The organism is Lyngbya sp. CCY1209, from assembly GCF_055795065.1.
In genome coordinates, this window is sequence record NZ_JAYFER010000630.1 from 1 (window position 1) to 22,202 (window position 22,202).

A 22,202-nucleotide genomic window follows, 5' to 3' on the forward strand; every position below is an offset into this window, starting at 1 on the left:
GACCCGTCGAGTTCCCTTGTCCGTGCCATCCGTTTTCCAGAGTTGATTTTTATCGCCCTGAGTGACCGAAAAATAAACCTCATTACTGAACTCACCTAAGAGGCTCAAGTTGGAACTTCTTTTGCCAGGGGTAATATCCTTGATCAGTTGAGGTATGGATTCTGCCATGATGACAATCCTCAGCGTTTTTTGCAATTCTATCAAGTCCGCCTGATTATCCTACATAAACCCGGCATCGCCAATCGGGTTGAGTCCCAGAGCCTACGGCGATTCTGACTACCGTAACGCGGTCGGCGATCGCAAGAACTTGATCTGATAATTCGATCCTACACTTGTTGCTCAAAAAAATCATTTTATTTTACTTTTTTTAACATGAGTTCGACGAGAACGGTTCCGAAAAAAAAATCATTTTATTTTACTTTTCTTAACATGAGTTCGACGAGAACGGTATGACCCGATGGGTGTGCGATCATGGAGTCGTGCGCGATCGCGGATCGGTGCGTAATGGCGCGAGAATCGGTACAGTGGCGGATGGAGGGCGTTGCGATACCATCAACGGTTTTCTCCATCACTCTCGACAATTTTTAATCGAGAATGAAACAGCCCTGCCCAGATCAAGACGATTTTGGAGAAGCGATCGCCCACTCGATCAACCCCTGCCACTCCGGCGACTTGCACAGGGCATCCACATCCAAACTCTCCCCCACACCCTCCGAATAGTGGCCGAAACTCTCCACCCAATCGATCGCAGTCTCCACCGGTAAAAACGGGCTGTACTGCCACGATCGCTTCAAATACTCCGCCATTTCAACGACAAATCCCGTGTGGTACAAATACCAGGAACTCCACACCAGGGTACTGTAGCGAACCCAATCTTCGATCGCCTGAATTTCAAAGGGAATATCCGGCAAATTAAAAAACTTCTCCAGCACATAATTGATCGATTTCGCCTGGGAAACCCCGTCCCGCATCGTGTTGCGATCGTGCTGGCGGTAACACACCGTCGATCGCTTCAACCAAGCACTCCGAAACCCCTTCAACGCCAGACGCAAAATCAAATCCACATCCTCCGCGTGGGCCAATCCCGGCTCGAACCCCCCCGCCGCCTCCAAAGCCTCCCGCCGGAACATCAGCGTCCCCATCGTCCCCAACGGTTTCCACCGCAGCCACATCTCCAAATTCAACTCCGGGACCAGTTCCCAGGGTTTCGCATCCATCAGCGGTTCCCCCGCCTGGTTCACCCGCCGCCAGCCGCTGTGGACGATCGCCAACCCCGGATCGGCCTCAAATACGGCCATCTGGGCCGCCAAAGTCTCCCGAAAGAAACAATCATCCGCATCCAAAAAAGTGATAAACTCACCTCGGGCGAGGCTCAAACCGTGATTTCGCGCCACCGAGACGCCCCGATTGTCCTGGTAGACGTAGCGGACCCGATCGCGGTACGGTGCGACGGCTTCCCGCGTTTGGTCCCGGGAGCCGTCATCGACGACGATGATTTCGTGGGAAGTCTCCGTCTGGTCCAGCACGCTTTCGATCGCTTCGGCAATGTAGCGATCGCAATTGTACGCCGGAATGACAACACTGATGCGGGGAGAGGATTCAGACATCGGATCGAAGGAAATGAAACGTCCTTAAAGTTCAGTTTAATCCAATTTGAATCGGACTTTCGTGCATGAGGTCGCCACCCAAACCACTGCTGCCCTATGTCACCCAAAAAAAAAACCACCGTTCGCAAAAAACGCCTGGGCTTTTGGATAGAGCGGGGGATGGCAATTTTGGCCGTCCTCAATTATATCCTGGTCTTATTTAACCTGACTTATGTTCCCTGGCGCGACTTTTATTTCCGCTATTTTCCCCAACTCACCCGCCTCTACGACCCCATCAAGGGTATCGAACCCAACCGCGAAACCCAGAATTATTTGGAAACCGTCGAAGCCCTGCAAGTCCAGGTCGTCCAAACCGGACTCGCCTCCGCCCCCGCCGAAGAATTGCTGCGGGATTTGCAACAGCAGAGCGTGGAAATGATCGACACCGACCCCTTCGCGGTAGCCGACAAAAGTGGCGCGTTGGAGAAAATCAAAAATCGGATGCGCGATCGCATTCCCAACCCGGAAGACTCGGCCAAACAAGCCTTCGTCGCCTTTTGGAGTCCCGAATATTTGACCGAACAGGGATTTCAAAAACAGATGGAATGGTTCGAGGACGAAATCGAACCCGCGATCGCCCGCAATTATTATCGCAGCATCGGAGAAAACGGGGACTACATCAGCCACTTCTGGAAAATCGACCTCCCCTTCGTCCTCATCTTCCTGGCCGAATTTCTGCTGCGGACTCGCATCATCAGCGGTCGATTCAAAACGGTCAGTTGGCTCGATGCCATGCTGTGGCGTTGGTACGACGTGTTTCTGTTCATTCCCCTCCCGATCGCCCGGATCTTGCGAATTATCCCGGTCAGTGCGCGGTTAAATCAGACCAAGTTGGTGAAGTTGGGTCGGGTTCGCGCCCTGGCCAGTCGGGGGTTGGTGTCCTCCTTCGCCGCCGAACTGACGGAAGCCGTCATCATTCAATTTATCAACCAACTCCAGCAGGAATTGCGGCGGGGAAATTTGGCGCAACGCATTTCCCAATCGCGACGGCAACGTTATCTCGACATCAACGACGTCAACGAAATCGAAGCGATCGTCACCCGGTTAATTCAACTCACCGTCTACCGCGTCATCCCCCAACTCCACGACGACATCGAAGCCCTGTTGCGCTACAATATCGAGAGTCTGGTGAAAGCCTCTCCCATGTCCCGAAACCTCCAACAAATACCGGGATTTGAAACCCTCTCAAAAGATCTGACCGATCGCCTCGTCACCCAACTCACGGATCTGGCGTCCGAAGGCCCCCAAGACGCCTACGAAAACATCCGCGACGCGATGGAAGATCCCGTCGGCACCCAACTCACCAACCAACTGGTGCGCGACTTCGGAAAAATCCTCTGGCGGGAGCTCAAGGGCGATCAAATCCAGGACATCGAATATCTGCTGGTGGACTTTTTGGAAGAAGTCAAACTCAACTACGTCCAGCAAGTTGATGAAGACAACTACGAGCAGGTTTTGGCGGCCATCCAGGAACGCCGGAAACTCGAAGGAATGATCGACGAGGAGGATTGAAAACATCTAGAAACCGGGTTTCTATTAATATCTCTGCGGGGAACCAAAAACCATTCTAGAAACCCGGTTTCTTTCTCAACAGCGAAGTTTTAGATCTATCCATTGTATTTTCATCGAGTTGGAGTATCATTTGAAATGACGACGACAAAAATTCAAGAAATTTATACCCAAGTGATTCAAAAATTACCTCCCCGAGAACGGCTACAGTTAGCCGCACTCATTCTCAATCGCTTGGTGACAGGTGAAGAGGTTGATGAAAGTGAGACTTGGACAGAAGAAGACCAACTCGATTTGGTGACGTATGCCTTAAAATATGCGGATGATGGGGAGTTTTAAGAAGTGAGTTTTAATCCGAGTGATGTCGTCACGGTTGACTTTCCAGGCGTCCGGGGCATCAAGCGTCGTCCCGCCGTGATTGTGTCCTCACAAACCTATCATGCCAATCGCCCAGATGTAATTGTCGGGTTGATTACCACGCAAACTGCTGGGTTGGGCATCACTGATTATGTCCTCCAAGACTGGGAAGCGGCAGGCTTGCGGTCTGCTTCTGTATTTCGGTGTTTTTTTGGTGACATTGCCTGCCTCTACAAATTTGGTTAAAATCGGACAGTTATCAGAACGGGATTGGCAAGGGGTTCAGGCCTGTCTCAAAATTTCCATTGCCGATTTTGGGAGTCAAAAATAATTGTAGGGGCGCAAGGCTTGCGCCCTCGGGAATTAATTCCCAAGCGGTTTCTTCCCCTCCGCCGACAACTCCACCGACAGCGGCCCAATCTCCCCCTGCAACACCCAGGCGCCCCAAAAATAGGGACTCGACAAAGGACAATTCTTATCGGCAAAATTCAAGTTACATTCATCCTTCAACTCCTGCAAAATCTCCCGCCCCAACGGGAATTGCCGCAGTTCCCCCGCCCTCACCGTGCGGATGTCCGACTGGGCGCCCGAGAGGGCGTCGGCCCGTCCCAGTCCGGCGTCGAGGTGGTGGAAAAACCGTTCCATCAGATACACCGTAGCGCGGGCAGGAACGGACCAAAGACTCATCACCTGGCTTTTTGAACCGGACACCACAAACGCCCGCCTTAACCCCCCTACACTGTCTCCAGAAGCGACTTCACCGAGTCCCGTCTGACAGGCAATCAGGGCGCTGAGTTCGTTGCCCCACAAGTCCAAAGCGGCAATGTCTTGGGCAAACAGAATCCCTTTGTTTCCGTCTGGGAGTTCGCCTCCCTGGTTCCAGACATTGGCCCCCGCGAGGGCAATTCCTCCCCGATACATGGGATTATCGGCATCTGCGGCATCCAAGCGACTGGCGATGGGATGTTTGGCAAGATAGTCTCGAATCAGGGGGACAAATTCCCGCATCCGTTGGGCAACTGGGGGATGCTTCGATTCCCAGACTTCGGCAAACTGTTCTAGCACTTCCACCAGTTGCAAACTCATGAGGGAGGGATGTTGTTCAAAGCATTGGGTTTCGGTTTCCGGTTTGGTGTTGAGTAGTTTACGAATCAACTCCAGATAGGGTTTTTCCGCAGTGCGATAAAACCCGTGGGTGGCAACGGCTAAAATGCGGGGACAGTTGCCATGAGTCAGATGGAGGGAGAGGGCATTTTGGCGGAGGTAAGGGGCAACGCCTAGGAGTTCCCCGGCACGAATCCCGAAAAGGTCGGTTCCCACTGCGCGAGAAAAGCCGGATAGGGTGGGGAGGGGTTGACTGTTGCTATCCTCCTCGCCTTGCTGCTTCCCACTGCCTTGCTGCCTGGGTTCGGTTCCATTCCAGTCGTAATCGGGGTCAGCCAGAATGGTGGCGGGACAGATTTTCAGAGGGCGATCGCTAATTTCCTGGCGCAACAAGTCCCGTCCGCTATTCAGATAACTGATTCGGTATTTGTCCCCGATATAGTGGCTGTTGCTGGCAGGGGACAGAGGCAAAATCTGGAACGGCAGCAGATTCAGGTTACTATCTGGGGCGAGGAAGCAGTGGGAGACAGAGGGCAATGCCTCGATTAAGGGTTGACATAGGGTTTCCTGTAGCTGTTGAATCGGTGAAACCGGGGTAGGAACAGAAGCGGGGTTACGACGCGCACCGAGGTTGTCTTCCCAACCCACAAACCCACGGCGAAATGCTTTAATCAGCTTATCCAGGGGTTCCGCTTCCCCTAAATCCACCAACCGTACCTGTTCCGGTTGATGCGCCATCACCACAAAAGCGATATAGCGGTCTTCCTGCCATTTTTCTCCCTTCGGTACACCCAAATCATGGCGTTTGAAACGGACGAACTCCACTAGGGCTGAACCCTCGGGAAGTTGCGCGGCAACCAGATTGCGGTTCACTTCCTGTTGGCTCAGTTGCAGTTCCGGGATTTCTTTGGCGAGTTGTTTTTCTAGGTTTTCTGAATCCTGTTGAAGTTTGCTCAGGCGCTTACGGTGTTCCGCTATCTGAGTGGGGTAGATTTCAGGATGGTCAGGGTCAGGACGCGGTGGGTTATAGGTGGCTTCGAGGAGTCGTTCATTGCATTTTTGCCATTCTCGAAATAGGGTTTGAATTTCTGCTGAGTAACGTCCGCTATAGATGGCAGCATTTTGGGCAGCAAGGGCGGCAGTGGCGATCGCTTTCCGTCCCAACACGGCATCTAAGGCAGCACCAACGGCTTGGGTGTCATCTCGAAGATGTTGCCAAACTAGGGTGAGGAATGCGTAATAAGTGCCCGATTTTTTTTGCAAATATTCGCGGCGTTCGCGGTCTGAACTGGTGCTGAATATGTAGCGCAGGCGTAGGGTTTCCGACTCTAAAGCGGCTTGAAACTGGTTAAATGCTTCGGAGTATTTGCCCTGAGAATGGTGCAACAAAGCCAGGTTACTCAGGTGGGTGGCGAGTTGGGGATGGTTTTGGGGTAAGGCGATGCGGTCGATTTTCACCGCTTCTTTGTACAGGTGTTCGGCTTCGGCGTATCGCCCTTGAGAATGGTACAACGAGGCGAGGTTGTTGAGGTGGGTGGCCAGGGAAGGATGGTTTTGGGGTAAGGCGATGCGGTCGATTCTCACCGCTTCTTGGTACAGGGGTTCCGCATCTTGGTAACTCCCTTGAGAATAGTACAAATTGGCGAGGTTGTTGAGGTGGATAGCCCGGTCATAATGGTTCTCGGGTAGGGCGATGCGGTCGATTTTCACCGCTTCTTTGTGCAGGGCTTCGGCTTCGGCGTATCGCCCTTGAGCATGGTACAACGAGGCCAGGTTGTTGAGTTCGGTGGCCAGGGAAGGATGGTTTTCGGGCAGGGCGATGCGGTTGATTTTCACCGCTTCGAGAAACAGGGGTTCGGCCTCGGCGTACCGCCTTTGAGAATGGTACAACTCGGCGAGGTTGTTGAGGTTCTGGGCCAGGTCAGGATGGTTCTCGGGTAGGGCGATGCGGTCGATTCTCAACGCTTCGAGAAGCAGGGGTTCGGCCTCGGCATACCGCCCTTGAAAATAGTACAACCCGGCGAGGTTGTTGAGTTTATTGGCCAGGTCAGGATGGTTCTCGGGTAGGGCGATGCGGTCGATTCTCAACGCTTCTTGGCACAGGGGTTCGGCCTCGGCGTACCGCCCTTGAGAGGAGTACAACCCGGCGAGGTTGTTGAGGTGGGTGGCCAGGGAAGGATGGTTTTCGGGCAGGGCGATGCGACTAATTTTCACCGCTTCGAGAAACAAGGGTTCGGCCTCGGCGTATTGCCCTTGAGAGGAGTACAACCTGGCGAGGTTGTTGAGGTTCTTGGCCCGGTCAGGATGGTTCTCGGGTAGGGCGATGCGACTAATTTTCACCGCTTCTTTATACAGGGGTTCGGCCTCGGCGTACCGCCCTTGAGACTCGTACAATCCGGCGAGGTTGTTGAGGTGGGTGGCCAGGGAAGGATGGTTTTCGGGTAGGGCGATGCGGTCGATGCTCACCGCTTCTTTATACAGGGGTTCGGCCTTGGCGTACCGCCCTTGAGACTCGTACAACCCAGCGAGGTTGTTGAGGTGGGTGGCCAGGGAAGGATGGTTTTCGGGCAGGGCCATGCGGTCGATTTTCACTGCTTCTTGGTACAGGGGTTCGGCCTCGGCGTATCGCCCTTGAGAATAGTACAAATTGGCGAGGTTGTTGAGGTGGATAGCCCGGTCAGGATGATTCTCGGGTAGGGCGATGCGGTCGATTTTCACTGCTTCTTGGTACAGGGGTTCGGCCTCGGCGTACCGCCCTTGAGAACGATACAACTCGGCGAGGTTGCTGAGGGGGTGAGCCCGGTCAGGATGGTTCTCGGGTAGGGCGATGCGGTCGATTTTCACCGCTTCGAGAAACAGGGGTTCGGCTTCGGCGTACTGCCCTTGAGACTCGTACAACCCAGCGAGGTTGTTGAGGTCGCTGGCCAGGTCAGGATGGTTCTCGGGTAGGGTGATGCGACTAATTTTAAGCGCTTCTTTGTACAGGGTTTTAGCCTCGGCGTACCGTCCTTGAGAACGGTACAAATTGGCGAGGTTGTTGAAGCTGGTCGCAACATTCGGATGTTGCTTTCCCCACTGTTCTAGCGCCAGTTTAACCGCACGTTCCGCCAGGGGAATGGTTGCCGCATGTTGTCCCTGCTGGTACAGTTGCATGACTTTCTGCATCAGTGTTTCCCAACTCTCAGAGTTCTCAGAGGTTGCAGCGTCTAAAAAATGGGATTGCAGTTGTTGGGCAAAGTTATCTAACCAGTCAGCGGCGTTATCTTGTTGCTGACTGCGAAGATACTGGCTATAGGCTGCCATTATGAGCAATAAACTTTCATCCAAAAGGTGAGCATTTGCTTCCAGGATTGCTAATTCTTCCCCATTCGCACAAGCCAGTAACTGCTTAATGTGTTGAACGTATTCCTGAATCCGTTGTTCATCCATAATTTTTTAAACCTCTCAAAAACTTCGACACAAAAACACCAAACAGAAAATCTTCAAACCACCTCATATTCCGTATAGAGTAACCGCGCTTGGTTCGTCTTCACATACTCGAACACCTCTTGTAAATGCAACAGTTGCAACTCCATTGCCTCCCAACGACTCTGTTTCAACCATTGAAAAGGCGGACTCTGAGGAGTCAGCAAAGCTATCCACTGTTCCTGACCTAATTCTGTGGCGGCAAAAGTCGGATAGGGGGCGGACTCTTGGGGGATTTTCTCGATATTGCGGGATAACAGCGTGTTCGGTGCATACTCCGAGGGACACAAACAGACCACTGTCCCGTTGGGTTCTCGTTCCAACAAGGTCAAATGTGCTGCTGCTGTCAGGTTAATCTCTAAAATCACCTCGCTATTTAACCCGACCTGATCCTTATAGTCTTTAGACGGTTCCCGACGCGCCCCCAAATTCGCTACTGCTAGTGTTTCGGGAGCTTCAATAAACCCCATCTGTTGCGTCCGTTGGGACTGCTGGGAGAGTTGTTCCCACAACCAAGAACCATATTGCGTCTGTGCCAACCACTGCCGCGCCGACAGCCAGAGTTTTTTATCACCCTTTTTGTAGCTGAATCCCCACTGCTTCAAAGTGTTGCAGATTTCCTTACTCCAAGTTTTCCTCGTATTCTCTGCCAGTTTTAATCGCTCTTCCTCTTCGGTCACGTTTGGGTTGAGCGATTTTGCAATGCCGAGCCAATCGAAATCGAGGTTATCCTTGGCTAGTCGCTCCGTGAATATACTGTCATGGGGAAATTGCAGACCGAGTTTATCCGCAATATCACGCAAAAAATCCGCTTCGTGTTGCTCGGGAATCTCCATCGCTTCGATAACCCTGATATTGAAGGCTTCCATATTATACCTCTGTGCAGCGCGATTAATTTGTTCCCATTCTAAATTCTGTTTTCCGGCAGTGTCTAGGGTTTGCGAAGGATTGGGCGACATCATGCGACATCCCGCGACATCCCGCGAAATGATGCGACGTGGCGCGACAAACCATTAAGAATAAACGACAAAAGCTCTTGTCAGATTATCTCGAATTTCGCCAAACTGTAACTATCGAATTCAACGCGAAGTCATGGAACACATCGCCAACATTTTACCCCATGTCATTCCCAATGCAACGATCGCACAAAATGGCCCGTTATATCCGCTGGTGGAAAATGCGATCGCCGCTTCTCAAACCCGCCCCGATATCCTTCCCTACGCCCTCCGCTGGCACATTCCAGCTAAAAAATATCCCCAGGCGAAACATTTTATCGAGGAGTTGACGCGACCCGCCGGAGGTTACAACGCGACTTTTTCCGATGGCAATTGGCTCAATCCAATCGATAAAACTTGGGTTCCGGAGCCCATCCTTCTCATTCAATCGTTCATGACCCTCGACGTTTTGCAGCAAAACCTGGCCAATATGCTGCGGGTTTCCTATCGCATGGGACAAGCACTCGGAGAAAGCGCGATCGCTCTCGAAATTCTCAGCAATAATATGATGTTCCTAATCCCCACGGATTAGAACGTAGCCACACCGAAAACCGCCCATTTCAACCGGGCGGTTCGCATTGTTTTTTACACCAAAAGAGGTTATAATGATTGTGTGTCCTTACAAAGAAATGAAAAACTTGGAATCGCTCCCCTGTACCCGCGAAGAACGGGGCGGCTGGGTGTACTGTTCCTTTTGCGGTCAAAAGATGCGGCGAGAACTGCTATTCGAGCCCGTGGATAGTTTGATCGGATTTTGTGCGATCGCACTCATTTTCCTAGTCCTGGCGAACTCCCTCGGAAACAGTTGGAGAACCCCGGAACCTGTCAAAACGAGCGATCGCACCCCTTCTCTGACATCCGATTAATATCCAATACCTAGAAACCGGGTTTCTACCAATATCTCGATGGGGAACCCAAAACCCTTCTGGAAACCCGGTTTCTGACTCCCCGGAACACCATTATATGGCGGCACATTTTCCCATGCTGTTATGGTATGTCAAATCGGAGAAAAAGTCAAGCCAAAATCCGATAACTCTAGAAACCGGGTTTCTACCAATATCTCAGTGGGGAACCCAAAACCCTTCTAGAAACCCGGTTTCTTCCTCCCCACCGATAACTCTAGAAACCGGGTTTCTACCAACATCTCGGCGGGGAACCAAAAACCCTTCTAGAAACCCGGTTTCTGACTCCCCACCGATCGCTCTAGAAACCGGGTTTCTACCAACATCTCGGCGGGGAACCAAAAACTCTTCTAGAAACCCGGTTTCTGACTCCCCACCGATCGATCTAGATCCCGAAACCCTCGGGCGGGCCGATCGGCAACTGCAAACGGCGGCAAACGGCGATCGCACCCCCGCGCCCTTCCTTGGGACCCTTCGCAGCGGAAAAGAGCGATCGCCCCAAATCCCCCGGATTCCCGACATTCCCCCCGCCTCCTGACAATCGGGCAAATCCTGAGCTACACTGATAACCTAAGAAGTTGAGGTGCAGGGGGCTCCTGGGCTTCTCGTGAAGGATACCGTTTCATCTGGAAGTGGGTGAAGCCCACTTTTTTTAGTGGCAGGATTTCTAGCGAGAGCCGATCGCCTCCGAGTTTTGGCAACTCGCGCACCCGACTCCCAGATCCCCGTCGGGCGATCTCCCACCGGACGAGATCGGGCCGACGTTTTACCGTTCGACGTCAACATCGACTATGGTCCACCCCCTGATACCCAAAATTATCGACCTCGCCACCCCAGTCGCCGAGCCCCTGGGGTTGGAAGTCGTGGGGGCAATGTTTTACACCAACCAAAAGCCTCCCGTGCTGCGGGTAGACATCCGCAATTTGGAGCAAGACACGAGTTTGGAAGACTGCGAGCGCATGAGCCGCGCCTTGGAAGAACAATTGGATGCGACGGATGTGATCCCCGACTCCTACGTTTTGGAGGTGTCGAGTCCCGGCGTGTCGCGGTCTCTCACCCGCGATCGGGATTTTGTCTCCTTCAAAGGATTTCCCGTCACCGTCACCACCTCCGAACCCTACAAAGGACACAAACAGCACAGCGGAAAGCTGATCCGCCGGGATGAGGAAGCCGTGTACCTCAACCAGAAAGGGCGGCAGGTATCCATCCCCAATCCCCTCATTATCGAAGTGCTGCTCGACGAAGGCGGGTGAGGCTTTCCGTCCCATCCCAAACACCCCTCTCAAATTATCGATTGAACTCATAACGACAAGGAGAAATCATTATGTCAATGGTCAGCTTGCCCGGACTCAAAGATATGATTCAAAATATCTCCCAGGAGCGAAACCTGCCCAAGCAGGCCGTCGAAGATGCCCTGCGGGAGGCCCTGCTCAAGGGATACGAGCGCTACCGCCGCACCCTGGAGATGGACACCCAATTCAGCGACGACTACTTCGACAACTTCGACGTAGAACTCGACGTCGAGGAAGAAGGATTTCGCGTCCTGGCCAAAAACCTCACCATCGTCGAACAAGTGAGCAACCAGGATCACCAGATCGCCCTCAAAGACGTGCAGGAGGTCGCCCCCGAAGCCCAGCTCGGCGATACCGTCACCCTCGACGTCACCCCCGAACAGAACGAATTCGGGCGCATGGCCGCCATCCAGACCAAACAGGTCCTCGCCCAAAAATTGCGCGACAAGCAGCGCCAGATGATCCAGGAAGAGTTCGCCGAACACGAGGGCACGGTCCTGCAGGCGCGGGTGCTCCGTTTTGAACGCCAGTCCGTAATCATGGCCGTCAGCAGCGTCTACGGCCAGCCCGAGGTGGAGGCCGAACTGCCCAAGCGGGAACAGCTCCCCAACGACAACTACCGCGCCAACGCCACCTTCCGGGTGTATTTGAAGCGCGTCTCCCAGGGGTCCCAGCGCGGCCCGCAGTTGATCGTGTCCCGAGCCGATGCCGGACTGGTGGTGTACCTGTTCGCCAACGAAGTCCCCGAAATCGAAGATGAGGTCGTCCGCATCGTCGCCGTGGCCCGGGAAGCCAACCCCCCCTCCCACTACGTCGGACCCCGGACTAAAATAGCCGTCGATACCCTTGATCGCGACGTCGATCCCGTCGGGGCCTGCATCGGGGCGCGGGGATCGCGGATTCAGGTGGTGGTCAACGAGCTGCGGGGCGAAAAAATCGACGTGATCCGCTGGTCCCCGGATCCCTCGATCTACATCGCCAACGCCCTGAGTCCAGCCCGGGTGGACGAAGTGCGGCTGGTGAACCCCGAGGAACGGCGCGCCCACGTCCTGGTAGCCGAAGATCAACTCAGCCTGGCGATCGGCAAAGAGGGCCAGAACGTCCGGCTGGCGGCGCGGCTGACGGGGTGGAAAATTGATATCAAGGATACGGCGAAATACGACGCGGCGGCAGAAGATCGAAAAATTGCCGAAGAACTCAGCCGCCAGCGGGGCGAGGGAGAACCCGAACCGGAGGAGGAAATAGACGGGGAAGAAGTCGCGGAAGAATCCCAAATCGGAGTTTAGGGAGGGGAGGTTGCCAATTTTCGGTTGCCGTCAGCCGTTGTCGTCTCGCCGGGAGGTTTTCCCGATCTCATGCCATCCAATCTCCGCCGCTGCGTCACCTGTCGCCAACTGGCACCGAAAGAAACCTTCTGGCGACTGGTCCGGGTTCACCCATCCCATCGGGTACAATTGGATGTGGGCATGGGTCGGTCCGCTTACGTTTGTCAAACAGACGAATGTCTCAAAGGCGCTCAAAAGAAGAACCGACTCGGACGGGCGTTGAAAGCCCCGGTGCCCGAAGAACTCTTTCAAATCCTGTGGCGGCGACTGGCCGCCCGCTCTCAGCAGGACGGGTGAGATATAAAACTCTCTATTCAATCTGACGGACAATGTCGGGCCAAATTTGAGGAGGTGATGACCGCAAAATTTCAATCGTCGAAGCCGAACTCCGCTCCGCATCTCTCCGCATCCGGCGGGATCGGAGCGCTGCCCCCACCGGGGGCTGGCCGGGGACTCAAAATTGTGAACTCGTCCAGGGAGTGCGTCGGGTCCGGGCATGGCGATCGAGATGAAAGTGGTACAGTAAAAACGGTGCCGTTGATGAAATGTCTCCATCCGATCCGGCGCAGCTCCAATGGGGTGCGGGTCGGACAAACCGGTTCCGTATCGAGGGACGACACTCATCAAATTCGGGCGATCGCAGTTGTAGACCCCAATAAAACAATGTCAGTATAAGTAAAAACGGGTTGGTACGAAGAGGGAAGTGTGGATGAACAACGTCAAAGTCAGGATTTACGAACTCTCACGAGAATTAAATTTGGAGAACAAGGACATCTTAGCCGTCTGCGAACGGCTCAACATTGCAGTTAAAAGCCATAGCAGTACAATTACAGAATCGGACGCCGAGCGGATCGAAAAATATGTCGCCACCCATCCGATCGTCAGCGAGCCGGAGGAGGGAGGCTCGGCGACAGGCCCGGCTCAATCCGGCGGGTTCCCGTCGGGGGAGAAAAAGAAACAGCAAATTCTAGAAATTCGCCGGCCCAACAAAATTCGTCTCGAACACCACCACCCTTCCGAAGGGTCGGAGTCCGAGGCGAATGCCGCGCCGGTCGCCACTCCCCCCAAACCTCCCAACTCCCAACCATCTGCCCTCAAGTCTGAAACGAATCCATCTGAATTGTCCAAACCGAACACTTCCCCCCAACCCCCCCGGAAGCCAGAAAACGCCCCGGACAACGGGGCCAGTTTTGCGGCCGACCGAGACACCCCGACTCCCTCTGAGAAACCGACCCCGCGGCCTTCTGAAGCCAAGTCGGAGGCCGAATCCCCGAAACTTGTCGCGCCACCCGTCAGACCCGTGTCTCCATCTCCCAAATCTTCCCAACCGCCGCGCAAACCGGTGTTGAAACCGAACAAACCGAGTCCCAAAGCGGGCGACGCCTCCGACGGCAACCAGAAACCGCCGGAACGGCCGGCGGCCAAGCAAAAACAACGTCCGGCCCCCGCCGAGCCCGCCGAGAAAGAGAAAGAGAAAGAGAAAGAGATCCGGGAGGTGAAAAAGCGCTCTCCGGCCAAACCCGCCAAGCCGGTTCCCGAATTGCAACCCCCGCCGGCGCGGCAGCCGAAACGCCCCGTCAAAGGTGACGCGCCCGAGGTGGAAGAGGAAACCGAACTCGAGACACCGGATTTGGAAGACGACACCTTGGAGGTGAATCGGCCCAAACGGGGGCCGACTCTGAAGCGGCCCCAACCCCTGACCCCGCCGAAGAAGCGGCCGGGCGGCATCGACGAAGACGAAGACGAGATCGACGAACTCTCCGACAAGGCGGGGAAAGCAGCCAAAGCCAAGGTGAAGCGTCCCCGGATCAAGCCCGTCATCGAAGATGAGGAGGACGAGGATTTTGACAACATCGGCAGCTCGTCCTCGGATTCAGCCATCCTGAGTATGTCCCTGGCGCGGCCACCGAAACCCAAGGACGCCGAGGGTTCCGGGCGATCGCCGGCCGCCTCCGGTTCCGGGGCGCGGGGTCGCAAACCCATGCCGTCCCGGCCTTCCGCCGGCGGCGGTGGCGGATCAGCCGCCGCCGGGCGCCGGGCGCAGCAGCCCAAGCAGCCGGATCGCCCGGAGCGCCTGGTCGTCCGGGGGCCGATGACCGTCCAGGAACTCTCCCAAGCCCTGGGGGTCCCGGAAACGGAAATTATCAAGCGCCTGTTCTCCCGGGGGATCGCCGTCAACATCACGGAAACCCTCGACTTCAACACCATTTCCACCGTGTGCGAAGAATTGGCCGTGACGGTGGAGACCGAGGAACAGCGGTCGGCCGCCGAAAAGCCGGATAACATCTTCAACGCCGAAGACCTGGAGAATCTCCAGCGCCGCCCGCCGGTGGTGACGATCATGGGCCACGTAGACCACGGGAAGACGACCCTGCTCGACTCGATCCGGAAAACCAAGGTCGCCCAGGGAGAAGCGGGCGGCATCACCCAGCACATCGGCGCCTACCACGTGGACGTGGAAAACGAAGCCGGCGAAATGCAGCAGGTGGTGTTTTTGGATACCCCCGGCCACGAAGCCTTCACGGCCATGCGGGCGCGGGGCACCCGGGTCACGGATATCGCCATCCTGGTGGTGGCGGCCGACGACGGCGTCCGGCCCCAGACCATCGAGGCGATCAGCCACGCCAAAGCGGCGGGAGTGCCCATCGTGGTGGCGATCAACAAGATGGACAAGGAAGCGGCCCAGCCCGACCGGGTGAAGCAGGAATTGATGGAACACGGGCTGGTCCCCGAAGAGTGGGGCGGCGAAACCATCATGGTTCCGGTGAGCGCCATCAACGGGGAGAACCTGGACAGCCTGCTGGAAATGCTGCTGTTGGTGGCCGAAGTTGAAGACCTGTACGCCAACCCGAACCGGTTCGCCAAGGGGACGGTGATCGAAGCCCACCTGGACAAGGCCCGCGGCCCGGTGGCGACCCTGCTGGTGCAGAACGGCACCCTCCGCGTCGGGGACGTGATCGTGGCGGGTTCGGCCCTCGGGAAGGTGCGGGCGATGGTCAACGATCGCGCCGAACGGGTGGAAGAGGCCAGCCCCTCCTTCGCCGTCGAGGTGTTGGGCCTGCGGGATGTCCCGGCCGCCGGGGACGAGTTCGAGGTGTTCGAGAGCGAGAAAGAGGCCTCAGCCCTGGCCTCGGGCCGGGCGGATACCGAGCGGCAGTCCCGCCTCCTCCAGGGACGGGTCAGCCTCAGCGCCCTCTCGGCCCGGGTTCAGGAAGGGGAACTCAAAGACCTCAACATCATCCTCAAGGGCGATGTCCAGGGGTCGGTGGAGGCGATCGTCAACGCCCTCAAGAAACTGCCCCAGAAGGAAGTGCAACTGCGGCTGCTCCTGGCCGCCCCCGGGGAAGTCACCGAGACGGACATCGACCTGGCCGCGGCCAGCGACGCGGTGCTGATCGGATTCAACACCACCCTCGCCCACGGCGCCCGACAGGCAGCCGACCGCGCCGGCGTGGATATCCGGGAGTACAACATCATCTACAACCTCCTCGACGACATCCAGGCGGCGATGGAGGGGATGCTGGAACCGGAACTGGTGGAAGAACCCTTGGGTCAGGCGGAAGTGCGGGCGATCTTCCCCGTCGGCCGCTCCCGGGTCGCCGGGTGCTACGTCCAGTCGGGCAAGCTGATCCGCAACTGCAAGATCCGCGTCCACCGGGGCTCCCAAGTCCTCTACGACGGCTTCCTCGACTCCCTGAAGCGGATCAAAGAGGATGTCAAGGAGGTTAACGCCGGCTACGAGTGCGGGATCGGCACGGACAACTTCAACGATTGGACCGAAGGCGACAGCATCGAAGCCTACCGGATGGTGACGAAGCGCCGCACCCTCTCCATGTAGGATCGGGCTCGGGTCGCGATCGCCGTCCCCATCTCCGGACACCGAGGTGGGGGCGGTTTTGTCTTATCATGAAGCTGGTAAGCCGACCGGAGGTCAGGAGAATTGGCGATGCGACGATTTAGACTCGATCCCTTTTTGTGGATTCATTTTGCGGGGCTGGCGACCCTGCCGATTTGGTTTGGGTTGTGTTTGTTCGGGTTTGCGGTGGGCTACCCCCTGCTCCCCGTGGGGGTGGAGTTCTCCCTCGTCGCGATCGCGGGTATCCTGCCGATCCTCTGGATGCAGTGGTTCCGCCCGTTTTATATTTTCAGTATTTTGGTCGTCGCCATCCGGCCGGAGCGGCTCGCCGACGAACAGCGGCGCATTTTGGCCGGCTTCAAAACCCAGCGACAGCAGGGGTTGTCGTCGATCACCCCCATTTTGCTGCTGCCCGTCCTTTGGCAACTCTACGGCGTCGCCCCCCTGGCGGCGGAGGTGGCGTCCGGGTTTTCGGAATGGCGCCCCTTGGGCCTGGCGATCGCGGCCGCGGCATTTTGCGGGGCCAACCTGTTCGCCCAGGTGCCGATGAGCGTCGTGGGGATCTTCCTGACACCGGAGTCCGAATTCGCCAACCGCGAACCCCTGTCCCCCCCCCAAATTCGCCAGGGATTTACGATCGTCGGGGCGCGGGTCGATCGCATCTGGCCCGTTTCCCGGGAGACGGCGGAGCCGGCCGACCCGGAACCCCCCGGAGCGGGAACGTCAGAATCTCCTGACATCGATCCAGCCGAATCGGTATAATTGTAAAAATTGTTAACAAAATTGGCCCGGAACCCCGATGGGGTGCTGCCCATTACCGTGAATTTTTGTGAAAATGTAAATAGAGTTTACAGATCGTCGCCCCGCCTCTCAGATGTCCCGGAAATGGGGGCTGAGGAACTCGGCGCCGGCTGTGGCTCTCAACTGTCGTTTCGTTGGTGTACCGTGATGGCGAATTCCACCCCAACCTTCTGGAACCCCCATGCCGCAATGGAGCGTCGGGACTCTCAAATTTGGTCCGATCTCAAACGCGCGATCGCGACGAGTTCCGGATTTCAGCGCTGGCAGGTCGATCGCGAAGACGGGCAACGGCTCCGGCATCTCAGCCTTGACCAACAGGTGCGGGCTTACTTGCGGGAAACCCTGGAAACCTTGGCCTACTGAGGCGATCGCATCCCGTGGGAGCCACTCACGGCACAAGCCGGCCCCGCTCCCATGCCTGTGTCACTCGAAGGAGCGCAAATCATGTCTGCCCCACAACTCGAAACCATTCGGGTTCAACATCAACCCTCCCCGGAACACCTCCGACAACTCGGCGTATCGGACTGGCCGATTTGGACGAAAGGTGTCTCGGAATTTCCCTGGACTTACGACGAAGCCGAAACCTGTTACTTGTTAGCCGGGGAAGTCACCGTCACCCCCGACGGGGGCCGGCCGGTGGAACTCAAACCGGGCGACCTGGTGACATTTTCCCGGGGACTCTCGTGCACGTGGACGATCCGCGCCCCCGTCAAAAAACATTATCAGTTCAGTTGAATCAGATCGGATCGTGGGTCCGGGCGATTCGGGAGACCTTCACCGGTATCCGCCGAATCGCGCCGGCTAAATTTTCGATGCCGAATTGCTACGCGACCGGGCCATGCCGGGGTCGCCGAGTCGTCGAAAAGCCGTGATTGATAATATACTAAGATTTGCCGGTGTTAAGCGTGAGTAAGAAAGGGAGAGGGGGCTCTGACTGATACGGAATCTGAAAACCTAATGTCAGCTTCGACCCACGTCTGGAGTCCGCAGCTATCGATTTGTCTGTTCGTGCCATCCGTAGAGCTGGCCCGTCTCGTGCTGTCTTCTTTGCTCGACGACCATTATCTCGTCGTCGAGCTTCACGCGGCCGAGGAGCTGGTCGAATACGTGGCCCAACACAAGCACCAGCTCGACTGCATGATTCTGGAGCAGTGTCCCGCCCTGACACCGCAGGTCCACCAACTGCAACAGCGCGCGATCGCGATCCCGACCCTGATCATCCGCCCGACGGACGGGTCGCCCGAGGAGGAAACGCCGGGATCTCCATCTCCCCCCACAGAAACCGAGATGCAGGAGAATTACCTCGTGCGATCGACGGAAGTCCAGGTGCGCCCCAGACAACTGCATCTGATCCGAGGATATATCGACAAAGCCATCAGTCAGTTTATCACCCAGGCCGTCACGACCCGCTTGAGCGACGAGTCATCGCCGACCGACACCCCGAGCGAGTTGACCAATTTTATTGTCCGCCAGCAGCGACGGCTCGCGGACAAATTACACGAGCGATTAGGATACCTAGGTGTGTACTATAAGAGAAATCCTCAAAACTTCCTGAGAAATCTGCCGATGGCAGATCGACAGGAGTTTTTGGACCAGCTCAAATCGAAATATCGTCAAATCGTTTTAAGTTATTTTTCAAATGATAGAAATTTGAATAGTAAAATTGACGAATATGTTAACATGGCATTCTTTGCCGATGTCCCGGTGACTCGGGTGGTGGAAATTCATATGGAGTTGATGGATAATTTTTCCAAACAACTCAAACTTGAGGGGCGCAGCGAGGATGTTTTGCTTGATTATCGACTGACCCTAATTGATACTTTGGCTCATCTGTGCGAGATGTATCGTCGTTCGATCCCCCAAGAGACACGGTGAGGAGGAAAAAGAATGTCTGTTGACCCCAAAACTTACACCTGAAACCTACAGATATTATGAGTCCACTGAAGAAGACCTATGTTCTCAAACTCTACGTGGCGGGGAACACTCCGAACTCAGTGCGGGCGCTGAAAACCCTCAAGGATATCCTCGAACAGGAGTTTCAGGGAGTTTATGCCCTCAAAGTGATCGACGTTCTCAAAAATCCCCAACTCGCGGAGGAGGATAAGATTTTGGCGACGCCCACATTGTCCAAAATTCTCCCGCCGCCGGTCCGTAAAATCATCGGCGACCTTTCCGACCGGGAGAAAGTTCTGATCGGGTTGGATTTACTTTACGAAGAGTTGGAAGACGAAGATTCCAATTTCTGAGCGGCTCGGCGCCATCGACCATCGCGCCCTTCCCCGCGTCAACGCCCAGGCCCGGATGCGACGGTGCGATCGGACTCGAGGGCAGACCGGGAACTGCACGTCCGACGACGGGGCTTTCAACGCCTCCGTACAGGTCGGATGACGTGCCCTTCCGTGCCGGATGTCGGGCCATCGTACCCCGGAGTCGGCCGCTACAGGTTGGCGACCCGTTCTGAGGCTCCGCCCGTCACGGCCCGACCCAATTTTGTGGTAAATATAAACAACGGTTATATAGAATGGTGAGATTGGAGCCAAGTTTTTAACATCAACAATTATGAGCGATAGCAATCAAGAAGCGCAGTCGAATGGGCGCAAGCTCATCAGTGTCCAAAAAATCCGAACCATGATCGAAGGGTTCGACGATATCAGCCACGGGGGGATGCCGGCAGGCCGTGCAACGCTGGTGAGCGGAACGTCGGGTACGGGAAAAACGCTGTTTGCCATCCAATTTCTTTACAACGGAATCATCAACTTCGATGAGGCGGGAATTTTTGTAACCTTTGAAGAGTCCCCCACCGACATTATTAAAAACGCCGCCAGTTTCGGATGGGATCTCCAGGAGTTGATCGACCAGGGCAAGTTATTTATTCTCGACGCATCTCCCGATCCAGAAGGTCAAGATATCGTCGGCAATTTCGACCTTTCGGCTTTGATCGAGCGGATTCAGTATGCCATCCGCAAATACAAGGCAAAACGGGTTTCCATCGACTCAGTGACGGCGGTTTTTCAACAGTACGAAGCGGCCGGCGTCGTCCGGCGAGAAATTTTTCGGCTGGTCGCCCGTTTGAAACAGGTGGGAACCACCACCATCATGACCACGGAGCGGGAGTCGGAATACGGGCCGGTGGCGCGGTTCGGGGTCGAGGAATTCGTCTCCGACAACGTGATGATTTTGCGGAACGTGTTGGAGGGAGAACGCCGCCGCCGCACGGTGGAAATCCTCAAATTGCGCGGCACCACCCACATGAAAGGGGAATATCCGTTCACCATCACCCAAAATGGCATCAGTATTTTTCCCCTCGGCGCGATGCGGCTCACCCAGCGTTCTTCTAATGCCAGGGTGTCTTCCGGCGACACCACCCTCGATGAAATGTGCGGCGGCGGTTTCTTCAAGGATTCAATCATTTTGGCGACCGGAGCGACGGGAACCGGAAAGACGTTGTTGGTCAGCATCTTTGTGGATAACGGCTGTCAAAATAACGAGCGTGCCATCCTGTTCGCCTACGAAGAATCCCGCGCCCAATTGCTGCGAAATGCCAATTCTTGGGGCATCGATTTCGAGGAGATGGAGCGGCGGGGATTGCTGAAAATTCTGTGCAGCTATCCCGAGTCTACGGGACTCGAAGATCACCTGCAGATCATCCGGTCGGAGATTTCCGAGTTCAAGCCCTCCCGGATCGCGATCGATTCCCTTTCCGCCCTGGCTCGGGGGGTGAGTAGCAACGCATTTCGGCAGTTCGTGATCGGGGTGACGGGGTATGCAAAACAGGAAGAAATTACCGGCTTTTTTACCAACACGACCGACCAATTTATGGGATCGCACTCCATTACGGATTCCCACATTTCCACGATCACGGATACAATTCTCATGTTGCAATACGTGGAAATTCGGGGGGAAATGTCCCGGGCGATCAACGTGTTCAAAATGCGGGGATCTTGGCACGATAAAGGCATCCGCGAATATACCATTACCGAACACGGCCCCCACATCACCGACTCGTTTAGGGATTACGAACGCATCATCGGCGGTTCGCCCACGCGAATTTCGGTCAATGAAAAAAGCGAGCTGTCTCGCATTATCGAAGGGGTTCAGGGCGACAAAGAGGACTCCGACTAGGTGGGGACGGAAGGTTGACTTCCGTTTCCCGGGACGAATCTCAAAAGCCGACCCGCCCCAGCAACTTGAGTCAGCGACTCGTTGATGGGGCGGTCTGGTCTTGATGCTACACCCTTCCCTGCAACTCCCATTCCACCGCAGTACGGCAAGGACGAAGTTTCCAACCCAAATTTCTGATCACCGAAAGCCGACCGCCCTCGGTTCGTCGGATCGCGCCGAGAGTTGACGTTTGGCGGCGCGAAGGGCTATAGGATGGGAAGGAGTGCGATTCGTTCAGGAACGAAATAGGGCTGAAATGCCTGAAATAACTTCCTGATGGGGCTTTCATCCCCTCGGATGAATACAAGGGACACATCTCTGACTAGCTCCATAACTGTTTGTATGTACCCAAGTCTGTATCAGAATGATACAAAACGAGGCGGGAAACTCAAGGTCAAGGTATTCCGGAAAGATATGTATATCTTATGTTAAACCAAAAGATTGATAAGCAAACCGGAAAACTGAGAGTAACGGCGATAGCCACCCCCAGTTTCGGAACTCACAATCCCGGGACTGAAGCGGGGAACGGAAGGCATCACTAGAAGCCTACCCTGGTGACAGAGCCAAGCAAGCCTTGGTCAAGATGGCAATGGAACCCTATTGGGAACCTAAATTCGAGGGAACAAGCTATGGGTTTCGACCCGGACGCTCAACCCTCGACGCAATTGGCAGAATATATGTAGCACTCAACAAATCGAACTACTACGTGCTAGATGCCGACATTGCCAAATGCTTTGACCAAATTGACCATGACTACCTGCTATCCAAACTTCATTGTCCAACGACCAT

Annotated in this window: 18 protein-coding genes and 1 pseudogene; 16 read left to right on the plus strand and 3 right to left on the minus strand. The window is 55.4% G+C overall.

Annotated elements, in window-relative coordinates; translation table 11 throughout:
• Positions 1 to 614: 614 nt before the first annotated feature.
• Positions 615 to 1,607 (minus strand): glycosyltransferase family 2 protein, encoded by a 993-nt coding sequence (locus AC0QHF_RS24030; protein ID WP_324706792.1) that lies wholly within the window; start codon positions 1,605 to 1,607, stop codon positions 615 to 617.
• Positions 1,608 to 1,703: 96 nt separating this feature from the next.
• On the opposite strand from AC0QHF_RS24030, the gene AC0QHF_RS24035 reads away from it, so the two are divergent.
• From AC0QHF_RS24035 to AC0QHF_RS24045, 3 genes are all read left to right on the plus strand, one after another.
• Positions 1,704 to 3,158, plus strand: coding sequence for a hypothetical protein (locus AC0QHF_RS24035; protein WP_324706793.1), 1,455 nt, complete (start codon positions 1,704 to 1,706; stop codon positions 3,156 to 3,158).
• Positions 3,159 to 3,293: 135 nt separating this feature from the next.
• On the plus strand, positions 3,294 to 3,494 hold the full coding sequence (locus AC0QHF_RS24040) for a hypothetical protein (RefSeq protein ID WP_324706794.1): 201 nt from the start codon (positions 3,294 to 3,296) through the stop codon (positions 3,492 to 3,494).
• Positions 3,495 to 3,497: 3 nt separating this feature from the next.
• Entirely contained in the window at positions 3,498 to 3,758 is a 261-nt protein-coding gene (locus AC0QHF_RS24045; protein ID WP_324706795.1) for a type II toxin-antitoxin system PemK/MazF family toxin, read from the plus strand.
• A gap of 117 nt (positions 3,759 to 3,875) precedes the next feature.
• Here the strand turns inward: AC0QHF_RS24045 and AC0QHF_RS24050 are convergent, their stop codons facing one another.
• Together AC0QHF_RS24050 and AC0QHF_RS24055 are read right to left on the minus strand one after the other, a co-directional pair.
• Positions 3,876 to 8,045, minus strand: coding sequence for a tetratricopeptide repeat protein (locus AC0QHF_RS24050; RefSeq protein WP_324706796.1), 4,170 nt, complete (start codon positions 8,043 to 8,045; stop codon positions 3,876 to 3,878).
• Between the two features lie 53 nt (positions 8,046 to 8,098).
• Positions 8,099 to 8,950, minus strand: a complete 852-nt coding sequence (locus AC0QHF_RS24055; RefSeq protein ID WP_324706797.1) for a DUF4384 domain-containing protein — start codon at positions 8,948 to 8,950, stop codon at positions 8,099 to 8,101.
• Positions 8,951 to 9,173: 223 nt separating this feature from the next.
• Between AC0QHF_RS24055 and AC0QHF_RS24060 the strand changes: the two genes are divergently transcribed.
• The 13 genes and pseudogenes from AC0QHF_RS24060 to AC0QHF_RS24120 form a co-directional block, all read left to right on the plus strand.
• Positions 9,174 to 9,608, plus strand: a complete 435-nt coding sequence (locus tag AC0QHF_RS24060; RefSeq protein WP_324706798.1) for a hypothetical protein — start codon at positions 9,174 to 9,176, stop codon at positions 9,606 to 9,608.
• A gap of 73 nt (positions 9,609 to 9,681) precedes the next feature.
• Positions 9,682 to 9,942: a hypothetical protein gene (locus tag AC0QHF_RS24065; RefSeq protein ID WP_324706799.1), complete on the plus strand. Its 261-nt coding sequence runs from the start codon at positions 9,682 to 9,684 to the stop codon at positions 9,940 to 9,942.
• An 827-nt stretch (positions 9,943 to 10,769) separates the two neighbouring features.
• Positions 10,770 to 11,231, plus strand: coding sequence for a ribosome maturation factor RimP (gene rimP, locus AC0QHF_RS24070; RefSeq protein ID WP_324706800.1), 462 nt, complete (start codon positions 10,770 to 10,772; stop codon positions 11,229 to 11,231).
• 71 nt (positions 11,232 to 11,302) lie between these two features.
• Positions 11,303 to 12,556 carry a transcription termination factor NusA gene (nusA, locus tag AC0QHF_RS24075; protein WP_324706801.1) on the plus strand — a complete coding sequence of 418 codons (1,254 nt, stop codon included), beginning with the start codon at positions 11,303 to 11,305 and terminating at the stop codon, positions 12,554 to 12,556.
• A gap of 69 nt (positions 12,557 to 12,625) precedes the next feature.
• Positions 12,626 to 12,892 (plus strand): YlxR family protein, encoded by a 267-nt coding sequence (locus AC0QHF_RS24080; protein WP_324706802.1) that lies wholly within the window; start codon positions 12,626 to 12,628, stop codon positions 12,890 to 12,892.
• A gap of 412 nt (positions 12,893 to 13,304) precedes the next feature.
• Positions 13,305 to 16,433, plus strand: coding sequence for a translation initiation factor IF-2 (gene infB, locus AC0QHF_RS24085; RefSeq protein ID WP_324706803.1), 3,129 nt, complete (start codon positions 13,305 to 13,307; stop codon positions 16,431 to 16,433).
• Between the two features lie 108 nt (positions 16,434 to 16,541).
• Complete coding sequence (locus AC0QHF_RS24090; RefSeq protein ID WP_324706804.1) at positions 16,542 to 17,213, plus strand: low-complexity tail membrane protein; 672 nt, start codon at positions 16,542 to 16,544, stop codon at positions 17,211 to 17,213.
• 186 nt (positions 17,214 to 17,399) lie between these two features.
• Complete coding sequence (locus AC0QHF_RS24095; protein WP_324706810.1) at positions 17,400 to 17,615, plus strand: hypothetical protein; 216 nt, start codon at positions 17,400 to 17,402, stop codon at positions 17,613 to 17,615.
• Between the two features lie 81 nt (positions 17,616 to 17,696).
• Positions 17,697 to 17,987: a cupin domain-containing protein gene (locus AC0QHF_RS24100; RefSeq protein ID WP_324706805.1), complete on the plus strand. Its 291-nt coding sequence runs from the start codon at positions 17,697 to 17,699 to the stop codon at positions 17,985 to 17,987.
• A 222-nt stretch (positions 17,988 to 18,209) separates the two neighbouring features.
• On the plus strand, positions 18,210 to 19,127 hold the full coding sequence (locus AC0QHF_RS24105) for a circadian clock protein KaiA (protein WP_324706806.1): 918 nt from the start codon (positions 18,210 to 18,212) through the stop codon (positions 19,125 to 19,127).
• Positions 19,128 to 19,183: 56 nt separating this feature from the next.
• Positions 19,184 to 19,498, plus strand: a complete 315-nt coding sequence (kaiB, locus tag AC0QHF_RS24110) for a circadian clock protein KaiB (RefSeq protein WP_324706807.1) — start codon at positions 19,184 to 19,186, stop codon at positions 19,496 to 19,498.
• 313 nt (positions 19,499 to 19,811) lie between these two features.
• The gene (gene kaiC, locus AC0QHF_RS24115; RefSeq protein WP_324706808.1) at positions 19,812 to 21,374 is read left to right on the plus strand and encodes a circadian clock protein KaiC; all 1,563 of its coding nucleotides are present in this window, start codon (positions 19,812 to 19,814) and stop codon (positions 21,372 to 21,374) included.
• A gap of 595 nt (positions 21,375 to 21,969) precedes the next feature.
• Positions 21,970 to 22,202: pseudogene (locus AC0QHF_RS24120) on the plus strand (reverse transcriptase domain-containing protein); the annotation flags it as partial.

Bases quoted from the DNA above. Each gene is read 5' to 3' on its own strand.
- AC0QHF_RS24030 (WP_324706792.1), bottom strand. From the start codon at position 1,607: ATGTCTGAATCCTCTCCCCGCATCAGTGTTGTCATTCCGGCGTACAAT.
- AC0QHF_RS24035 (WP_324706793.1), top strand. From the start codon at position 1,704: ATGTCACCCAAAAAAAAAACCACCGTTCGCAAAAAACGCCTGGGCTTT.
- AC0QHF_RS24040 (WP_324706794.1), top strand. From the start codon at position 3,294: ATGACGACGACAAAAATTCAAGAAATTTATACCCAAGTGATTCAAAAA.
- AC0QHF_RS24050 (WP_324706796.1), bottom strand. From the start codon at position 8,045: ATGGATGAACAACGGATTCAGGAATACGTTCAACACATTAAGCAGTTA.
- AC0QHF_RS24055 (WP_324706797.1), bottom strand. From the start codon at position 8,950: ATGGAAGCCTTCAATATCAGGGTTATCGAAGCGATGGAGATTCCCGAG.
- AC0QHF_RS24060 (WP_324706798.1), top strand. From the start codon at position 9,174: ATGGAACACATCGCCAACATTTTACCCCATGTCATTCCCAATGCAACG.
- AC0QHF_RS24065 (WP_324706799.1), top strand. From the start codon at position 9,682: ATGATTGTGTGTCCTTACAAAGAAATGAAAAACTTGGAATCGCTCCCC.
- rimP (WP_324706800.1), top strand. From the start codon at position 10,770: ATGGTCCACCCCCTGATACCCAAAATTATCGACCTCGCCACCCCAGTC.
- nusA (WP_324706801.1), top strand. From the start codon at position 11,303: ATGTCAATGGTCAGCTTGCCCGGACTCAAAGATATGATTCAAAATATC.
- AC0QHF_RS24080 (WP_324706802.1), top strand. From the start codon at position 12,626: ATGCCATCCAATCTCCGCCGCTGCGTCACCTGTCGCCAACTGGCACCG.
- infB (WP_324706803.1), top strand. From the start codon at position 13,305: ATGAACAACGTCAAAGTCAGGATTTACGAACTCTCACGAGAATTAAAT.
- AC0QHF_RS24090 (WP_324706804.1), top strand. From the start codon at position 16,542: ATGCGACGATTTAGACTCGATCCCTTTTTGTGGATTCATTTTGCGGGG.
- AC0QHF_RS24095 (WP_324706810.1), top strand. From the start codon at position 17,400: ATGGCGAATTCCACCCCAACCTTCTGGAACCCCCATGCCGCAATGGAG.
- AC0QHF_RS24100 (WP_324706805.1), top strand. From the start codon at position 17,697: ATGTCTGCCCCACAACTCGAAACCATTCGGGTTCAACATCAACCCTCC.
- AC0QHF_RS24105 (WP_324706806.1), top strand. From the start codon at position 18,210: ATGTCAGCTTCGACCCACGTCTGGAGTCCGCAGCTATCGATTTGTCTG.
- kaiB (WP_324706807.1), top strand. From the start codon at position 19,184: ATGAGTCCACTGAAGAAGACCTATGTTCTCAAACTCTACGTGGCGGGG.
- kaiC (WP_324706808.1), top strand. From the start codon at position 19,812: ATGAGCGATAGCAATCAAGAAGCGCAGTCGAATGGGCGCAAGCTCATC.